Source organism: Kitasatospora sp. NPDC038210 (genome assembly GCF_055600605.1).
In genome coordinates this window covers 1-18,002 of the sequence record NZ_JBVJYK010000039.1, presented here as the reverse complement: position 1 = coordinate 18,002, position 18,002 = coordinate 1, and the positions used below count along the sequence as shown (strand labels likewise).

Below are 18,002 nucleotides of genomic sequence, written 5' to 3'. Positions count from 1 at the left end.
CGTCGCCCCTCCTCCACGGTCTCCCCGGCGGTCGCCTTCACCGTCCCCGCACCGGCACCCCGCACGAACCGTCCACCGGGAGCCGTTAGTGTGGTGCGCCATCCGGTTGCCGTTCACCGGCTGTGTCCACCGAGAACTGGGGCCCGCGCACTCGATGACCGTCTACAGCCACCAGAGCGGCCTCACCGCTTCCAGGCCGCCCGCCTATCCGCGCCACCTGGTCACCGCGGTGATCGTCTCGCACGACGGCGCCCGCTGGCTCCCGCAGGCACTGGCCGGCCTGCTCGGGCAGGACCGCCAGGTCCAGCGCGTCCTCGCGGTCGACACCGGCTCCACCGACGACTCCCCGCGGCTGCTCGCCGACACCCTCGCCGACTGGCTCCCCGAGAGCGGCCCGATCGTCCTCGGCCGCCGGGCCGGTTTCGGCACCGCCGTCGCCGAGGCCGTCTTCAACAGCCCGCCGCTGCGCCCCGAGGACCTGCCCTACCGGCTCGACCCCTCCGGATACGACCCGGTCACCGGCGGCTGGGACGACTTCGGCGACCCGCTCGCCCAGGAGGACGACCTCGGCCGCGGCGGCCCGCGCGAGACCCAGCCGATCGAGTGGCTCTGGCTGCTGCACGACGACTGCGAGCCGCAGACCGACGCGCTGCGCCGCCTGCTCCAGGTCGCCGACTCCACCCCCAGCGCCGCCGTCGTCGGCCCCAAGCTGCGCAGCTGGTACGACCGCCGCCAGCTGCTCGAAGTCGGCGTGACGATCGCCCGCTCCGGGCGGCGCTGGACCGGCCTCGACCGCCGCGAGCAGGACCAGGGCCAGCACGACCAGGTCCGTCCGGTGCTCGCCGTCTCCAGCGCCGGCATGCTGGTGCGCCGGGACGTCTTCGAGGAGCTCGGCGGCTTCGACAAGGCCCTCCCGCTGATGCGGGACGACACCGACTTCTGCTGGCGGGTCAACGCCGCCGGCCACCGCGTCGTGATCGCCCCCGACGCCGTGCTGCGGCACGCCGAGGCCGCCGGCCGCGAGCGCCGCGCCATCGACTGCGCCTCCTCCCACCCGCACCGGGTGGACAAGGCCGGCGCCGTCTACACCCTGCTCGCCAACTGCCGGGGCGCACTGTTCCCCTACGTCCTGCTGCGGCTGGTGCTCGGCACGCTGCTGCGGGCCGTCACCAACCTGCTCGGCAAGGACCCGCGCCAGGCGGTCGACGAACTGGCCGGCCTCGGCCACGAACTCGTCCGCTTCCCACGGCTGTTGGCCGCGCGCAAACGCCGCTCCCGGACCAGGGCGGCGGACGCCCTGGACGACCGCACGCTCTTCCCCGCGCCCGGCGCCACCACCCGGCTGGCCGTCGAGGGCGTCATCAGCTCGCTCGGGATAGGCGGCAGCGACGACACCGGCAGCCGACACGGCTCGGTCGAGGCCGGCGGCGACGACGACTCCGAGGACCTGGTCGTCGAGCAGTTCGCGCTGGTCAAGAAGCTCGCCCGGCGCCCGGCGCCGGTGCTGTTCGCGGCCCTGCTGGTGTTCGCCCTGGTCGCCTGCCGCGCCCTGCTCGGCAGCGGAGAGCTGTTCGGCGGCGCCCTGCTGCCCGCCTCCGACGGCGCGGGCGGCCTCTGGTCGATGTACGCGGACGCCTGGCACCCGGTCGGCACCGGCTCCACCGCCGCCGCTCCGCCGTACCTCGGCGTGCTCGCGGTGTTCTCCTGGCTGCTGTTCGGCCACGCCGACCTCGCGCTCACCGTGCTCGTCGTGCTCACCGTCCCGCTGTCCGCGGTCAGCGCCTACCTGGTGTCCCGCCCGCTGCTGGACTCCAAGCTGGTCCGCGCCTGGGCCAGCGCCACCTACGCGCTGCTGCCCGCCGCGACCGGCGCACTCGCCCAGGGCCGGATCGGCACCGCCGTCCTCGCCGTACTGCTGCCGCCGCTGGCCCGCGCCGCCGCGATCGCGGCCGGCCTCGGCATCCGGGACGAGAGCGCCGCCAAGGGCGCCCGCCCGGGCTGGCGGCCGGTCTGGATGGCCGTCCTGCTGCTCACCCTGGCCACCGCCTTCGTCCCGCTGACCTGGGCGCTCGCCGTCCCGCTCTGCCTGGCGATGCTCGTCGCCGCGGTGCTGCGCGGCGGGGCCTTCGGCTCCGGCGGTACGGCGCTGCGGCTGCTCGGCCTGCGTGTCCTGGTGATCCTCGCCGTCCCGGTCGCCGTGCTGGCCCCGTGGTCGCTCAAGGTGCTGTCGCACCCGCAGTCGCTGCTGCTGGAGGCCGGGCTGCCCGGCCTGCACGGCACCGGTGCGAGCGCGGCCGGCCTGCTGCTGGTCAACCCGGGCGGCGCCGGCGTGCCGCCGATCTGGCTGTCGGCGGGTGTCGTCCTCGCCGCGCTCGCCGCGCTGCTGCGCGCCGACCGCCGCCGCGCGGTGCTCGCCGCCTGGGGCGCGGCCGGCGCCGGCCTGGTCTTCGCGGTCGTGGTGGCGGGCACCTCCGTCACCCCGGCCTCCGGCGGCCCGGCGGTGCCCGCCTGGGCCGGACCGGCCACCCTCGTCGCCGGGATCGCCCTGCTGGCCGCGGCCGCGATCGGCGCCGACGGCGCCAACGCCCGCGTCGCCGGGATCGCCTTCGGCTGGCGCCAGCCGGTGGCCGCCCTGGTGGTGGCTGCGGCCGTGCTGGCCCCCCTGGGCACCGGCCTGTGGTGGGCGCTGACCGGCGCCGGCAAGCCGCTGAACCGCGCCGCGGTCGGCCAGGTGCCCGCCTTCATCGCGGAGGAGGCCGGCACCACCGACCGGTCCCGCACGCTCGTCGTCACCGGCGAGAAGGGCGGCGGCGCCGTCCGCTACACCGTGCTGCGCGGCGCCGGCCTGACGCTCGGCCAGGCCGAGTCCACCGTCGACCCGGCGACCGGCACCCAGGACGGCCTGAACCGGATGGTCGGCAGCCTGCTGGCCGGCTCCGGCGCCGACCAGGCCGGCGCCCTGGCCGGCTACGGCATCGCGTACGTGCTGGTCGAGCAGCCGGTGATCGACGCCTTCAAGGACGTCCTGGACGCCACGCCCGGCCTGGTCAAGGCCAACCAGGACAACGGCACCGCGCTCTGGCAGGTCAACGGCGCCCCCGCGGTCCGCGCGGTGATCACCGCCCCGGGCACCACCCCGGTGGTCGTACCCGCCGGGACCCGCGACCTCGCGGCCACCGTCCCGGCCGGGCCGGACGGCCGGGTGCTGCGCCTCGCCGAGTCCGCCGCACCCGAGTGGAAGGCCACCCTGGACGGCACCGCGCTGGAGTCCACCACGGTCGACGGCTGGGCACAGGGCTTCAAGCTCCCGGCCGGCGGCGGCAAGCTCACCGTCACCCGGGAGGGCAGCCTCGCCCACACCGGCTGGATCTGGGCCCAGGTGCTGCTCGGTCTGACCATCCTGGTGCTGGCCCTGCCCGGGCGCCGCAACCACAACGACGACGACCTGCCCGAGGAGGTGGTGGCCGCCGCCGCGCTGGCCGCCGCCGCCCAGGCGCAGGCCCCCGCCCCCGGCAGCCGCCGGGCCCGCCGGATGGCCGAGCGGGGCGAGGGCGGCGAACCCGGCGCCGACGACACCGGGGTGTACGAGGGCCGGCCGGGCGCGATCCCGGCGCAGCCGGCCGCCGAACCGGTGACCGAGGCGGTCCAGGCGGCCGCCGCCGTCCAGGAGGCCGAGCCGTACACCGACCCGTACCAGACGTACCAGCAGGCCGACCCGTACAGCTACGACCAGTACGCGGCCCAGCCGCCGGTGGCCGCGCCGTACGGCGGCCAGGGCTACGAGACCCAGGGGTACGACGGCCAGGGCTACGACGGCCACGGGCAGCAGGCCTACCCCCAGCAGGGCTACGAGCAGCCGTACGGGTCGGAGCAGCAGTACGGCTACGACGCGTACGGGCAGCAGGACCACCAGCAGCAGCCCTGGCAGCCGGGGCAGCCGCCGGCCGAGCAGCCCTACTACGACCCGAACGACCCCAACGGCACCGGCCGGTACCCGCACCAGCCCGGATCGGGGAGCTGACCCGCGATGAAGAAGCCCGCATTCAGGAAGAAGTCCGGCGCCGACGAGGCCCCCGAGCCCGTCGGGACGGCCTTCGCGCCGGAGCCGGCCGCGTCCGCCCCGGCCGCCGGGCCCGGCCGGTTCGCCGGGAAGGCCGGCGGGACGAGGACCACCCCGTCCCTGCTCGCCGCGGCCGTGGTGCTCGCGGCGGTGTTCGGCATCGCCCAGGTGCGCCCGCCGGCCGCTCCACCGGCCGGGGCAGCCGGGGGAGCGGCCGCGACCACCGCGCAGGTCGAGCGGACGGGGGCGGTCTGTCCGCAACCGCTGCAGGGCCTGACCGGCTCGACCACGCTCACCGCCTACACCCCGCCAGGGACGGGCTCCGCCACCGGCGGCGCCGGCTGGCTCTCCGACGCGGCCGCGCCCGCGGTGGCCGCCCAGCCCTCCGGCACCCCCTCCGCCCCGGCCACCCCGACGGCGACGGCGACCGCGACCCCGGCCCCGACCGGCTCGGGCGCCCCGACCGGGCAGGCCAAGGACAAGAACGCCGCGCCCGCCGACGCCCGGCTGACGCTGGCCAAGCCCGGCACCCCGGCCACCGGACCGGCGGGCAACGGGGACACCGCACCCGGCACCGGGGCGGTCGCCACCGGCGCCCTCGCCCCGGGCTTCACCGTCACCCAGACCACCGTCGTCACCGAGCCGCGCGGCCTCGGCCTGTCCGGACTCACCTGCACCCCGGCGGGCACGAGCTTCTGGTTCGCCGGGGCCAGCACCGCCGCCGACCGGGTCGACTACCTGAGCCTGGTCAACACCGAGTCCTCCGCCGCGGTGGTCGACATCAAGCTGTACGGCGACAAGGGCCTGATCGACAACGACGCCGCCAACGGCCTGACCGTCGCCCCCGGCAGCTCCCAGTCCGTCCTGCTGTCGACCCTCAGCAAGGGCGCCGTCACCGACCTCGCGGTGCACGTGGTGGTCCGCTCCGGCCGGGTCGGTGCGGCGCTGCACGCCGCCGACGGCGGCAAGGGAGCCGACTGGATCCCGGCCTCGGCCGCCCCGGCCGCCACCCAGGCGATGGCCGGCCTGCCCGCCGACACCTCCGCCGCCCGACTGGTGGTCTGGGCGCCGCCGGAGGACGACGCCGACCTGAAGATCCAGCTCTCCGGCAAGAACGGCTGGTTCTCCCCGGCGGGCAACGAGTCGATCCACGTCAAGGCGGGCATGGTGGCCGCCGTCGACCTCGGCAAGGTCACCCGGGACGAGGTCGCCGGGCTGCGGCTGTCGCCCAGCGACCCCAAGCACCCGACCCCGATCGTGGCCGGGCTGCGGATCGACCGGGCGGCCGCCAACGGCAAGACCGACGCGGCCTGGCTCACCGGCAGCGACCCGGTCGGCGCCCGCGGCAGCGTCGCCGACAACCGGGCCGGCGGCTCCACGCTCTACCTGACCTCCACCGGCGACGCGGCCACCGTCCGGGTCACCGCCTCGGCGGGCAGCGGCGGCGGCACCCCGGCCACCAAGGAGGTCCAGCTCCCGGCCGGCGGCACGGTCGCCCTCCCGGCGCCCGAGCCCGCCGGGCTGAACGGCGTCTTCGCGCTCAGCGTGGAGACCGTCTCGGGCGGCCCGGTGGTCGCGGCCCGGATGCTGTCCATCCCCACCAAGGACGTGCCGATGTTCACCGTCCAGGCGCTGCGCGACGACCGCAGCACCGTCAAGGTCCCGCAGGCCGCCCAGGACCCGGGCGCCGTCCTGAACTGAGCGAGGACGGCCGGGACGGCGAGGACGACGGGGGCGGCACCGGTGCGGTGCCGCCCCCGCGTCAGTCCTCGTCGTAGCGCGGGTCGATGGCGTCCGGCGAGAGCCCCAGCAACTCGGCGACCTGCTCGATCAGGATCTCGTGCACCAGCGCCGCGCGGTCCTCCCGGGTCTTCGCCCGGATCTCCACCGGCCGCCGGTAGACCACGATCTGGCTCTTGCGCCCCTGCTTGCCCGGCGACACCCGCCCCAGCGGCACGCCGTCCTCGGCGTCGGCGCCGTCCGGCTCGTGCAGCGGCACCTCCTGGACGGCGAACTCCACCTCGATCAGCTGCGGCCACCGCCGCTCCAGCCGCTCGACCGACTCGCGCACGTAGTCGTCGAACAGTTCGGAACGGGTGAGCGAGATCGGCACCTGCGGCGGCGCCAGCGGGCCGCGCATCCCCCTGCCGTGCCGGTCGCGGTGCCGGGGGCGGCGCGCTGGGCCTGTCGATGACTGCGGTGCGGAGCTGTCCATATCACTGCCGAGAGTAGTCCTTGGACGGTCGGAAGTGGACCACTCCGGCGGGGAATCGCCCGGGGCGGCCGATACGCGTCCCCGGCGCCCGGAGGGCGACACGGCACACCCTCCGGGCAGGCGGTCTTCGCTCCCCGGCGGGGAGTGCGGTACCGTCCACCCTCGTGAGCTCTGTACGTCGTTGTTCGCGGACCGCGTGCGGCCGGCCGGCCGTCGCGACGCTGACGTACGTCTACGCGGACTCGACCGCCGTCCTCGGCCCGCTCGCCACCTACGCCGAGCCGCACTGCTACGACCTGTGCGCCGAGCACGCCGAGCGCCTCACCGCCCCGCGCGGCTGGGAGGTCGTCCGGCTCGCCGCCGAGGCCGGGCCGCTGCGCCGCAGCAGCGACGACCTGGAGGCCCTCGCCAACGCCGTGCGCGAGGCCGCCCGCCCGCAGACCCCCCGTCAGGGCCGCGCGCCCGAGGGCGAGTCCACCGAGGGAAGCCGCCGCGGCCACCTCCGGGTGCTGCGCTCGCCCGACAACTGACGCCTGTCCCGGCACGGGACGTTCGTCCGGCCCGGGTACGCTGCCGGTCTACCGCCACCGCGCCCGTCGACCGGACGGGCGGTGGCCGTACCGTGACCGACCAGTACAGAGACCAGGGTGGAGCCGCAGTGCGCGACCTCAAGCAGCTCGTGAAGGCGTACGACGTCCGAGGCGTCGTCCCGGACCAGTGGGACGAGAGCCTGTCCCGGGCCTTCGGTGCCGCGTTCGTGCAGGTCACCGGCGCGTCCGCGATCGTCGTCGGCCACGACATGCGCCCCTCCTCCCCGTCGCTCAGCCTGGCCTTCGCCGAGGGCGCCGCGGCCTACGGCGCCGACGTGGTGCGGATCGGGCTCTGCTCGACCGACCAGCTGTACTACGCCAGCGGCAAGCTCGACCTGCCCGGCGCGATGTTCACGGCCAGCCACAACCCGGCCCAGTACAACGGCATCAAGCTGTGCCGGGCCGGCGCCGCCCCGGTCGGCCAGGACACCGGCCTGTCCGAGATCCGCGAGCTGGTCGAGTCCTGGACCGCCGAGGACGACACCGTCACGATCCCGGCCAGGGACGTGAAGCCCGGCGCGCTCTCCGAGCAGGAGACCCTGCGCGGCTACGCCGACCACCTGCTGGGCCTGGTCGACCTCACCGAGATCCGCCCGCTGAAGGTCGCGGTCGACGCCGGCAACGGCATGGGCGGCCACACCGTGCCGACCGTCTTCGACGGCCTGCCGATCGAGCTCGTCCCGATGTACTTCGAGCTGGACGGCACCTTCCCGAACCACGAGGCCAACCCGCTCGACCCGAAGAACCTGGTCGACCTGCAGGCCAAGGTGCGCGAGGTCGGCGCCGACGTGGGCCTGGCCTTCGACGGCGACGCCGACCGCTGCTTCGTCGTCGACGAGCGCGGCGAGCCGGTCTCCCCGTCCGCGATCACCGCCCTGGTCGCCGCCCGCGAGATCGCCCGCGCCCGCGCCGCCGGCGAGGACGAGCCCACGATCATCCACAACCTGATCACCTCCTGGACCGTCCCCGAGGTGGTCCGCGAGCTGGGCGCCAAGCCGGTGCGCACCCGGGTCGGCCACTCCTTCATCAAGCAGGAGATGGCCGTCACCGACGCCGTCTTCGGCGGCGAGCACTCGGCCCACTACTACTTCCGCGACTTCTGGCGCGCCGACACCGGCATGCTGGCCGCGCTGCACGTGCTGGCCGCGCTCGGCGGGCAGCCGGGCACGCTGTCCGCGCTCACCGCCGAGTACGACCGCTACGCCGCCTCCGGCGAGATCAACAGCACCGTCGCCGACCAGGCCGCCAGCACCGCCGCCGTCCGCGCCGCGTACGCCGGCCTGGAGGGCACCGCGGTGGACGAGCTGGACGGCCTGACCGTGGCCGGCCCGGACTGGTGGTTCAACCTGCGCGCCTCCAACACCGAGCCGCTGCTGCGCCTGAACGTCGAGGCCAAGGACCCGGCGAAGATGGCCGAGCTGCGCGACGGCGTGCTCGCCATCGTCCGCGGCTGAGCGGACGCACCTGAGCGGACGCGCCTGACCTCGGCGCCCGGTGCCCCGGCCGGTAGGGTTTCCTATCGGCCGGGGCACCTCCGCGCCACCACCGAACTTTGGAGAGCCCCCATGAAGCTCGAATCCTTCCTGCTGGAGATCCTGGTCTGCCCGCAGTGCCGGGCCGCGCTCACCGAGGGCGGCACCGAGGAGCAGCCCGAGCTGCTCTGCACCGGTGCGGACTGCGGCCTCGCGTACCCGGTCCGCGACGGCATTCCGGTCCTCCTGGTGGACGAGGCCCGCCGCCCGGCCTGATCCTTGGGGCGAAGCCCCACCCCGCCAGCCGCTCAGGACCGCAGCCGGAGGCCCGCCGCATGCTCGACGACACCCTGCTCGACGACCCGGCCGCCCTCCAGCGCGCCGACCAGGACCGCGCGCTGCTGGCCCTGGCCGGCGCTGGCGCCCGGGTCCGGACCGCGCTGCGCCAGGCCGACGCGGCCGGCCTCGACCGGCTGCGCCCGGACGGCCGCCCGCGGGCCGTCCTGGTCGCCGGGCACGGCAGTGCGCTGACCGCGGCCGGGATGCTGGCCGCGCTGGCCGGCACGGCGAGCCTGGTGGTCGCACTGCCGCCGACCGAGGCGGCCGCCCCGCGCAGCGACCGGGCCGGCGCCCCGCCCGCCTTCACCACCGGGCTCGGCTGGCAGCTGCCCGGCTGGGCCGGCCCGCTCGACCTGCTGGCGATCAGCTCCGCCGACGGCGGCGAGCAGGGCCTGGTAGCCCTCGCCGAACAGGCCTACGCGCGCGGGTGCTCGATCGTCGTCACCGCCCCGGCGGGCAGCCCGCTGGCCGAGGCCGCACTGCAGGTGCGCGCGCTGCCGCTGCCGTACGTGACCTCGGTGCTGCCCGAGGACGGCCCGCCCGCCGCGGCCGCCGAGCCGGACCTCCCGGCCGAGGACCCGGCCGCGCTGTGGTCCCACCTCACCCCGCTGCTGGCGCTCGCCCAGAAGATCGGCCTCACCCAGCTGCCGTACGACGCGCTGCCGGGCGTGGCCGACCTGCTGGACGCCACCGCCGTGCGCTGCCGCCCGGACGCCGCCGCGTACACCAACCCGGCGAAGGGCCTGGCGGCGCGGCTGGCCGGGACGGTCCCGTTGCTGTGGGCGGAGGACCCGATCGCCGGGGCGGCCGCCGTCCGCTTCGCCGCCCAGCTGGCTGACCGGGCCGGGCGGCCGGCGCTGGCCGGGGAGCTGCCGCAGGTGCTCACCGCCCACCGCGGCATGTTCACCGGGCAGTTGGGCGCGGGCGCGGACCCGGACGACTTCTTCCGCGACCGGGTCGAGGAGCCGGACCCGCTGCACCTGCAGGTCCTGCTGCTGCGGCACACCCCGGGCGCGGCCGGGACGCAGGGCGAGCAGGACGGCCCGGTCGAGGTGTCGGAGGAGGACGCGGGCCCGCGCAGCTTCGGGGTGACCCGGGCGCACCGGCTGGCCGCCGCGCACGACGTCCGGCTGACCGAGTACGCCAGCACCCGGTCGGACGCGCTGCTCGGGCTGGCCGACCTGGTCGCGCTGACCGATTTCGCCGCCGTCTACCTGGGTCTGGCTGCCGCGCAGTCCTGAGACGGTCGACCGGGCCGGGCCGTGCGGCCGGTACGGTAAGCGGTCGAGGACGCTGACCCGAACCCGTGAAGGACAATCAGGCATGAGTACCGAAGGCGGCACCAAGGCACTGGTGGCGGCGCTGTCCGCGAATCTGGCGATCGCGGCGGCCAAGTTCACCGCCTTCGGCTTCACCGGTTCCTCGTCGATGCTGGCCGAGGGCGTGCACTCGGTGGCCGACTCCGGCAACCAGGTGCTGCTGCTGGTCGGCAGCAAGCGGGCGCGCCGGGAGGCGGACGAGGAGCACCCCTTCGGGTACGGCCGCGAGCGCTACGTGTACGCCTTCCTGGTGGCGATCGTGCTGTTCAGCGTCGGTGGTCTCTTCGCGATCTACGAGGGCTGGCACAAGGTCAACCACCCCGAGGCGCTCGATTCCTGGGTCTGGGCGGTCGGCGTGCTGATCTTCGCGATCGCGATGGAGGGCTGGTCCTTCCTCACCGCGATGCGCGAGTCGGCGAAGCTCAAGGGCCGGCAGAGCTGGACCCAGTTCATCCGCACCGCCAAGGCGCCGGAGCTGCCGGTCGTGCTGCTGGAGGACACCGGCGCGCTGATCGGCCTGGTGCTCGCGCTGCTCGGCGTCTCGCTCACGGTGATCACCGGTGACGGCGTCTGGGACGGCATCGGCACCCTGTGCATCGGCGTCCTGCTGGTGGTGATCGCCGTGGTGCTCGCCCTGGAGACCAAGTCGCTGCTGCTCGGCGAGTCCGCCGACAAGGACGCGGTGCGACGGATCCGCGAGGCGCTGGTGGACGGCCGGTCCGTCACCGGGGTGATCCACATGCGGACCATGCACCTCGGCCCGGAGGAGCTGCTGATCGCCGCCAAGATCGCCGTCAACGCCGAGGACAGCGCCGCCCGGGTGGCGGAGGCGATCGACGCGGCGGAGGAGCGGGTCCGGGCCGCCGTCCCGATCGCGCGGGCGATCTACCTGGAGCCCGACGTCTACAGCGCCGAGAAGGCCGCGGCGGGCGAGGACCCGGCCGCCACGCCCGGCGGGCCGGGCCCGGAGGCCTCGCACTGACGGGCCACTGACGGGGCCGGGACGGGCTCGGGGCCCCAGGCACCCGGAGGCGTCGCCGAGGCCCTGGGGCCGGGCTTGAGACCCGGTCGGATCGGGGGCCGAAATCGGTCATCGACAGACGGCTCGTGGGGCCAGCGGTGTAGATTCGTCACCAGAGCCAGAACGTCGCTGCTGATGGCGGTCGATCGGCGGCCCGCACCCGTAGGGTGTGCGCCGGTCGAGGGAGAGAGGTCCTCCGACGGTTTGTGCTGCGCAGGGAGCCGGTCCGCCACCGCGGGGATCCGGTGGCCCCGGCGTGGCCGTGCACCCGTACGGCCTGCCATGCGCGATGCACATCCGGACCTTCGGCCCCACCCCATCAGCGAGGAGCAGACGCATGTCGACCGACATCACCGGTGACTTCAAGGTCGCCGACCTTTCCCTGGCGCCGTTCGGCCGCAAGGAGATCCAGCTGGCCGAGCACGAGATGCCCGGTCTGATGGCGATCCGCGCGGAGTACGCCGAGTCGAAGCCGCTGGCCGGCGCGCGCATCACCGGCTCGCTGCACATGACGATCCAGACCGCCGTGCTGATCGAGACCCTGACGGCGCTCGGTGCCGAGGTCCGCTGGTGCTCCTGCAACATCTTCTCCACCCAGGACCACGCGGCCGCCGCCATCGCCGTCGGCCCGGAGGGCACCCCGGAGAACCCGCAGGGCATCCCGGTCTTCGCCTGGAAGGGCGAGACCCTGGACGAGTACTGGTGGTGCACCGAGCAGGCGCTGACCTGGCCCGACGGCAAGACCCCGAACATGATCCTGGACGACGGCGGCGACGCCACCCTGCTGATCCACAAGGGCGTCGAGTTCGAGAAGGCCGGTGCCGCGCCGGACCCGTCCACCGCGGACAACGACGAGTTCCGGATCATCCTGGAGCTGCTGAACCGCACCCTCAAGGACACCCCGAACAAGTGGACCGAGGTCGCCGCCACCATCAAGGGCGTGACCGAGGAGACCACCACCGGTGTCCACCGCCTGTACGAGATGCACCGTGACGGCAAGCTGCTGTTCCCGGCCATCAACGTCAACGACTCGGTCACCAAGTCGAAGTTCGACAACAAGTACGGCTGCCGCCACTCGCTGATCGACGGCATCAACCGCGCCACCGACGTCCTCATCGGCGGCAAGGTCGCGGTCGTCTGCGGCTACGGCGACGTCGGCAAGGGCTGCGCCGAGTCGCTGCGCGGCCAGGGCGCCCGCGTCATCGTCACCGAGATCGACCCGATCTGCGCGCTGCAGGCGGCGATGGACGGCTACCAGGTCGCCACCCTTGAGGACGTCGTCGAGACCGCCGACATCTTCATCACCACCACCGGCAACAAGGACATCATCCTGGCCTCCCACATGGAGCGGATGAAGCACCAGGCCATCGTCGGCAACATCGGTCACTTCGACAACGAGATCGACATGGCCGGCCTGGCGCAGCTGCCGGGTGTCGTGAAGACCGAGGTCAAGCCGCAGGTCCACGAGTGGCGCAAGGCAGACGGCCGCACCATCATCGTCCTCTCCGAGGGCCGCCTGCTGAACCTGGGCAACGCGACCGGCCACCCGTCCTTCGTGATGTCCAACTCCTTCGCCAACCAGACGATCGCCCAGATCGAGCTGTTCACGAAGACCGAGCAGTACCCGATCGGCGTCTACGTGCTGCCGAAGCACCTGGACGAGAAGGTCGCCCGCCTGCACCTCGACGCGCTGGGCGTGAAGCTGACCACCCTGACCAAGGACCAGGCCGACTACATCGGCGTTCCGGTCGAGGGCCCGTACAAGCCGGAGCAGTACCGCTACTGATGCGGTGTCGCTGATGCTCTGACGCGCTGACGCCGGTGGCCGGCACCCCCGCCCGGGGGTGCCGGCCACCGGCGTTCCGGCTCGTTCAGCGGACGATCACGTCGGAGGTCCAGGTGCCTGGGTTCGGGCCGAGGGCCGTGGTGTGGGCGAGCAGCCAGGGCAGGCCGCCGAGCTGCTCCAGGGTGGCGGGCATGCCGGCCCCGGCGCCGATGGAGACCTCCACCCCGTTCTGCACGGTGACCAGCGGCGGGTTCGGGTCCGTGTAGGGGGAGCCGTCCGTGCTGGTGAAGGTGGGGTGCGGCCCGTCGGGGCGCATGCCGACCGACACGTTCTTGCCGTCGAGCTGGAACATCAGCCACAGGCTCCAGGCGCCAGAGCCGTCGGTGTCCGGCACCATGAGCTGGACGTCGGTGGCCTTGAACGCCTCAGGCAGGCCGGTGAACCGCACCGGCAGCGGGACGTTCCAGTGGCCGAAGCGGACGTCCGCGGCGGCCTTGTGGAGGATCTCCTTGGTGATGTCCCCGGTCCCGCCGCCGTAGCCCGAGATCTCCGCCCAGCGCCCCGAGGCGGTCAGCCAGCGCAGCGTGGGCTGGGACGGGGCACCCCTGCGGGCCGGGTCGTCGCCCAACCAGTAGGCCTCACGTCCGTCGATCGGCTCGGCCGCGACCTTGGTGAACTTCTCGCCGACGGAGTCGGTCATCGGCGGTTCCTCGCCGGCCTTGTACTGCGAGAGCAGGATCCGCGGCGCGCGCTCGCCGGTGCCGCGGGCCTGGGCGTAGATGCCGTGGTAGCCGGTCTCGTAGCCGACGCCCCGCTCGCCGTTGGCCCAGTCGGGCAGCCAGCCGAAGTGGACCTCGGTGGTCAGCGGGTCGAAGCCGACCGGGGTCGGGGTGGCGGACGGCGAGGGCGAGGTGGTCGCGGTGGGGCCGGCCGGCGGTGCGGGCGTGGCCGAGCCGCCCCCGGGAGCCAGCAGCGCGGTCGTCGTGATCACCGCGGCGGTGACGACGGCGACGGCGCCGACCAGGGCGCGCCTGCGGCGGCGCAGCCGGGTGGTGCCCTCGGCGATGGACCGGCCGGCGTCGACGCGCGGCGGCGGCGCGGGCCCGTCGGCGAGAGCTGCCAGCCGGGTGGTCAGGTCGTCGTGATCCTTGCTGGTCATGGCGTCCTCTCGGCGACGGTGGGACGGGGTGCGAGGCTGCCGCGCAGGGCGTCCAGGGCGCGGGAGCTCTGGCTCTTGACGTTCCCGGAGGAGCAGCCCAGGGCCTCGGCGGCCTGCTCGATCGACAGGTCGCAGTAGTAGCGGAGCACCACCGTGGCCCGCTGGCGGGGCGGGAGCGCGGCGAGCGCCCGGCGCAGGTCGAGGGAGGCGTCCAGGTCGACGCCGCCGGCCACCGCGTCCGGGTCGGCCTCCGAGCGGACGGTGCGGCGCCACCACGGGGAGCGCTGCTCGGCCAGGAACGTGTTCACCAGGACCCGGCGGGCGTAGCCGTCCCGGTTCTCCATCCGTGCGGCCCGCGCCCAGTTCACGTACAGCTTGGTGATCGTCTCCTGGACCAGGTCGTCGGCCCGGTGCCAGTCCCCGCACAGCAGATAGGCGACCTTCCGCAGCCAGCCGCTCCTGGAGGCCACGTACTCCGTGAACTCCGCGTCGCGCGTCTGCTTCGCCATCTGCACCCCCTCTCGTAGTGGCGGCGGCACCGGTCCGGTGCCGTCCACCCCCCTAATGCGCGGGGCGCCGCGGAACGTTGCACGTGAGTCGGACCCGGAACGCGCACGTAGTCTTTCGGGCATGCCCAATGGCCGGTACTCGCTCCACGACACCCATGACCACGTCCTGCTCGGCGAGGAGCGCTTCAGCTGCGCTCCCGGGGCGGCCGGGTGGCGGTACGTGTCCAAGACCTACGCGCCGGACGGCCGGGTGATCGGCGGCGTCGACCTCACGCTGGACTCGCGGGCCCGGCCGCTGCGGATGGAGCTGCGGGCCGGGGGCTGGCAGGTGCGCGGAGGCGCGGTGGACGGGGTGGCCTGGGTGCGGACCGACCCGGCGGACCCGGGCGGCGAGCACGCGGCGGAGGGGCACGACCGGGCGCACGCCTTCACCGGCCGCTCGCCCGGCTTCCTGGTCGCCACCGCCCGGCTGCTGCGGCTGCGGGAGGGGGCGAGCGCGCGGGTGCGGCTGGTGGCGTTCACCGAACCGGTCCTTGCGCCGCGCACGCTCGACCAGGGGTGGTTGCTGGAGGGCGTCGACACCCACGAGACGGACTCGGGGCCGCTGCTCGTCGAGCGGTACCAGGTCGCGGACCTGGAGACGGGGGAGCAGCAGGTCGTCCACCTGGCGGGGGACGTGGTGCTGGCGGCGGGCGGGATCGAGCTGGAGGAGCTGGAGTCGCCGCCGAACGCCTGGCGGGTGGGGGAGGACGAGGAGTAGCGGACTGCGGGACCGCCGGTGGCCGGGCCGGGCCGCGGCTGGGGCCGGCCCGTGGCTCAGGAGGGCGGGGCGAAGCCGGTGCCGGCGGCGGGCTTGTCGAAGGACGGCGCGGTCGGCGCGACCGGGGTGGGGGCGGCCGGAACGGGCGTCGGCGCAGTGGGTACCGGTGTCGGCGGTACCGGGGAGGTCGGTGCGGGGGCGGTCGGAACACCGAGGACCCGGAGAGGCCGTCCGTCGGCGGTGCCGGGCACCGGTCCGGAGGCCGCGCGGGGCGCCGGGACCTGCGGGGGCACCGGCCCGGCCGCCCACAGCTGCTGCTGGGCGCGCGTCCACTCCCGCCGCTGGCGCTCGGTGAGCACCGCGCCGAGGTAAGCCGCCGGGTGCAGCCCCGGGGGAACGGGGTGGCCGATCCGGGCGGACAGGTCCTCGGCCAGCCGGGCGGTCATCCGGTTCATCACCGCCGGGTCCAACTGGCCGATCCGGCCGAGCAGTTGGCGCACGGCGAGCCAGAGCGGCTCCGGAACGGCCGAGAAGTCCATCGCGACCAGCTCGGGGCCCATCGTCTGGAGCAGGTGCGGGTGCACCGGCGGCAGCGGGGTGGCGGAGCCGCCCGCGCCCGGGGTGCGTTCCCGGACGACCACCGTCCCGGCGAAGATGTCGCCGAGCCGCCTGCCCTCCGCGTTCACCGCCGAGGTGATCACGGCCGGGGAGCCGGACAGCGCGATCAGCTCGAAGAACCCGACCAGCCCGCGCACCAGCGAGTGCCGGAACCGCACCGGGCCACCGTCGGTGCGCACCACCCGCAGGCCGAGCGCGGCCTTGCCGAGCGACCGCCCGTGGCTGAAGGTCTCGACCATCACCGGGACGGCGACCAGGAAGAACACCGTCATGCCGATCACGGTGGCTGCCAGGGCGGCGCCGTCGAGGCCGACCAGCGCGACGCTCAGCAGCAGCGTGACCACCAGCAGGGCGGCGAACTCCACGAGCAGGTCGAGCACGATCGCCAGTGCCCGACTCGGCAGCTTCGCCGTCTGCAGGCCGAGGACGACCGCCTCACCCGTCACCAGGTCGCTCAAGACACCTGTCCGTTCACGCTCTTGGAGCCCCTACGGCTCGCCCTTGGGGATCCGGGACCGCCGGGGGCGGCAGCGCTGTGGAGGGAATCGGCCCGGACCGGCCCCCCACGCCCCGCTCTCCGCAGTCTGATCCGCAGTCGCCAACATACGGGGCCCGGCGGGCGCGCGGGAAGTGAGATCCCCGGGGGCGGCCACCCGGGGCGCTGCTGGCATGCTGGGCCGCACGTGTCCGTCCGTACCCGCCCGCGCACGCACGTCCGCGCCCACCGCCGATCATGGAGCCGCCGAATGGACCTGGACGTCTTCGTCGCCACCCACCAGGGGGAGTGGGCACGGCTGGACGCCCTCGCCCGCCGGCGCCGGCTCAGCGGCGAGGAGGCGGACGAACTGGTCACCCTCTACCAGCGCACCACCGGCCACCTCGCCAAGGTCCAGGCCGCCGCGCCCGACCCGGCCGTGCTGAGCCGCCTGACCGGCCTGGTCTCGCGAGCCCGCAGCGCGGTGACCGGCTCCCGCACCAACGGCTGGCAGGACGTCGCCCGCTACTACACGGTGAGCTTCCCGGCCGCCCTCTACCGCGCGCGCCGCTGGTGGGTGCCGGTCGCGGTCCTCTCGCTGCTCGGCACCGTACTGCTCGCCTGGTGGATGGCCACCCACCCGGAGGTCCGCAACAGCCTCGTCGCCCCCGACCGCCTGCGGGAGCTGACCCGCCCCGGCGGACAGTACGAGGCCTACTACTCGGACCGGCCGGCCAGCTCCTTCGCCGCGCAGGTCTGGACGAACAACGCCTGGATCGCCGTGCAGTGCCTGCTCTACGGGATCGCGCTGGGCATTCCGGTGGTCTACGTGATGTGGACCAACGTGGTGAACCTCGGCATCGGCGTCGGGCTGATGGCCTCCGCCGGGCGCCTCGACGTATTCCTCGGTCTGCTCATCCCGCACGGCCTGCTGGAACTGACCGCGGTGTTCGTGGCCGGCGGCCTGGGCCTGCGCCTGGGCTGGACCGTCATCGACCCCGGTCCGCGCACACGCGCCGTGGCCCTCGCGGAACAGGGCCGCTCGATCATCGGGATGTCGATGGGGCTGGCCACGGTGCTGGCGGTCTCCGGCGTCCTCGAAGCCTTCGTGACCCCGTCCGGCCTGCCCACCTGGGCACGAATCGCCATCGGTGTCGCGGCGGAGGTGGGCTTCCTCCTCTATGCGCTGGTGCTGGGGCGAAAGGCCGCCGAGGACGGCGAGTTCGGCGATGTGGAGGCGGCCGACCGGGCCGACCTGCAGCCCGTCGCGGCCTGAGGCGCGTGATCAACACCCCTCTGAGCTGCTACTCTTCCCTCATCCCGGCCAAACCATTGACGTGGTGGGGGTGGGCTAGTAGGTTTGAACGGTTGGGACTGACTGGACAACGGTCGGGCCCGGGCGTTAGTGTCTACGACACCGCCGAATCGAGGCGAGCGCGTTTCACGAAATGCGCGCCCTCCGACGAAGCAAATCCCACGGACTGAGCACACCGAATGCTTTGATAAGCTTCGGAGCGAAGTTTGCAGGAAATCCCGCCAGCGGGAATCGGATGAATGAAACTCCGGAAAACGGAGCGGAAAACGTCTGGTAAGCTGGAAACACGAAAGAACGAAGCCCGGAGGGTCCGCTGGAAGGCGGTCCGAAGGAAGCGTCCGTTCCTTGAGAACTCAACAGCGTG

Annotated in this window: 14 protein-coding genes; 10 read left to right on the top strand and 4 right to left on the bottom strand. The window is 74.3% G+C overall.

What is annotated here, in order from left to right; genetic code table 11:
- Positions 1-154 precede the first annotated feature (154 nt).
- Both ACZ7KX_RS39410 and ACZ7KX_RS39405 read left to right on the top strand, forming a co-directional pair.
- Complete coding sequence (locus ACZ7KX_RS39410; RefSeq protein ID WP_470330748.1) at positions 155-4,021, top strand: glycosyltransferase; 3,867 nt, start codon at positions 155-157, stop codon at positions 4,019-4,021.
- A gap of 6 nt (positions 4,022-4,027) precedes the next feature.
- Complete coding sequence (locus ACZ7KX_RS39405; protein ID WP_470330747.1) at positions 4,028-5,761, top strand: DUF5719 family protein; 1,734 nt, start codon at positions 4,028-4,030, stop codon at positions 5,759-5,761.
- 61 nt (positions 5,762-5,822) lie between these two features.
- Here ACZ7KX_RS39405 and ACZ7KX_RS39400 read toward each other — a convergent pair whose 3' ends face one another.
- Positions 5,823-6,275, bottom strand: coding sequence for a metallopeptidase family protein (locus tag ACZ7KX_RS39400; RefSeq protein WP_350520081.1), 453 nt, complete (start codon positions 6,273-6,275; stop codon positions 5,823-5,825).
- Positions 6,276-6,439: 164 nt separating this feature from the next.
- On the opposite strand from ACZ7KX_RS39400, the gene ACZ7KX_RS39395 reads away from it, so the two are divergent.
- The 6 genes from ACZ7KX_RS39395 (at position 6,440) to ahcY (ending at position 12,802) form a co-directional block, all read left to right on the top strand.
- Positions 6,440-6,805 (top strand): DUF3499 domain-containing protein, encoded by a 366-nt coding sequence (locus ACZ7KX_RS39395; RefSeq protein WP_350520082.1) that lies wholly within the window; start codon positions 6,440-6,442, stop codon positions 6,803-6,805.
- Positions 6,806-6,933: 128 nt separating this feature from the next.
- Complete coding sequence (locus ACZ7KX_RS39390; protein ID WP_470330746.1) at positions 6,934-8,319, top strand: phosphomannomutase/phosphoglucomutase; 1,386 nt, start codon at positions 6,934-6,936, stop codon at positions 8,317-8,319.
- Positions 8,320-8,430: 111 nt separating this feature from the next.
- Positions 8,431-8,613: a Trm112 family protein gene (locus ACZ7KX_RS39385; protein WP_063349138.1), complete on the top strand. Its 183-nt coding sequence runs from the start codon at positions 8,431-8,433 to the stop codon at positions 8,611-8,613.
- 59 nt (positions 8,614-8,672) lie between these two features.
- Positions 8,673-9,917 carry an SIS domain-containing protein gene (locus ACZ7KX_RS39380; RefSeq protein WP_470330745.1) on the top strand — a complete coding sequence of 415 codons (1,245 nt, stop codon included), beginning with the start codon at positions 8,673-8,675 and terminating at the stop codon, positions 9,915-9,917.
- Positions 9,918-9,999: 82 nt separating this feature from the next.
- Complete coding sequence (locus ACZ7KX_RS39375; RefSeq protein ID WP_470330744.1) at positions 10,000-10,977, top strand: cation diffusion facilitator family transporter; 978 nt, start codon at positions 10,000-10,002, stop codon at positions 10,975-10,977.
- 376 nt (positions 10,978-11,353) lie between these two features.
- Positions 11,354-12,802, top strand: a complete 1,449-nt coding sequence (gene ahcY, locus ACZ7KX_RS39370) for an adenosylhomocysteinase (RefSeq protein ID WP_470330743.1) — start codon at positions 11,354-11,356, stop codon at positions 12,800-12,802.
- Positions 12,803-12,887: 85 nt separating this feature from the next.
- Here the strand turns inward: ahcY and ACZ7KX_RS39365 are convergent, their stop codons facing one another.
- Together ACZ7KX_RS39365 and ACZ7KX_RS39360 are read right to left on the bottom strand one after the other, a co-directional pair.
- The gene (locus ACZ7KX_RS39365) at positions 12,888-13,961 is read right to left on the bottom strand and encodes a hypothetical protein (protein WP_470330742.1); all 1,074 of its coding nucleotides are present in this window, start codon (positions 13,959-13,961) and stop codon (positions 12,888-12,890) included.
- The gene (locus tag ACZ7KX_RS39360; RefSeq protein WP_470330741.1) at positions 13,958-14,470 is read right to left on the bottom strand and encodes a SigE family RNA polymerase sigma factor; all 513 of its coding nucleotides are present in this window, start codon (positions 14,468-14,470) and stop codon (positions 13,958-13,960) included. The genes ACZ7KX_RS39365 and ACZ7KX_RS39360 overlap by 4 nt, the downstream gene beginning before the upstream one ends.
- Before the next feature lie 121 nt (positions 14,471-14,591).
- Here ACZ7KX_RS39360 and ACZ7KX_RS39355 point away from each other — a divergent pair, with 121 nt between their 5' ends.
- Entirely contained in the window at positions 14,592-15,230 is a 639-nt protein-coding gene (locus tag ACZ7KX_RS39355; RefSeq protein ID WP_350520089.1) for a hypothetical protein, read from the top strand.
- A gap of 56 nt (positions 15,231-15,286) precedes the next feature.
- On the opposite strand, the gene ACZ7KX_RS39350 is transcribed toward ACZ7KX_RS39355, so the two are convergent.
- Entirely contained in the window at positions 15,287-16,306 is a 1,020-nt protein-coding gene (locus tag ACZ7KX_RS39350; RefSeq protein WP_470330740.1) for an RDD family protein, read from the bottom strand.
- 288 nt (positions 16,307-16,594) lie between these two features.
- Between ACZ7KX_RS39350 and ACZ7KX_RS39345 the strand changes: the two genes are divergently transcribed.
- Positions 16,595-17,599 carry a stage II sporulation protein M gene (locus tag ACZ7KX_RS39345; RefSeq protein WP_470330739.1) on the top strand — a complete coding sequence of 335 codons (1,005 nt, stop codon included), beginning with the start codon at positions 16,595-16,597 and terminating at the stop codon, positions 17,597-17,599.
- The last annotated feature ends 403 nt before the right edge of the window (positions 17,600-18,002 follow it).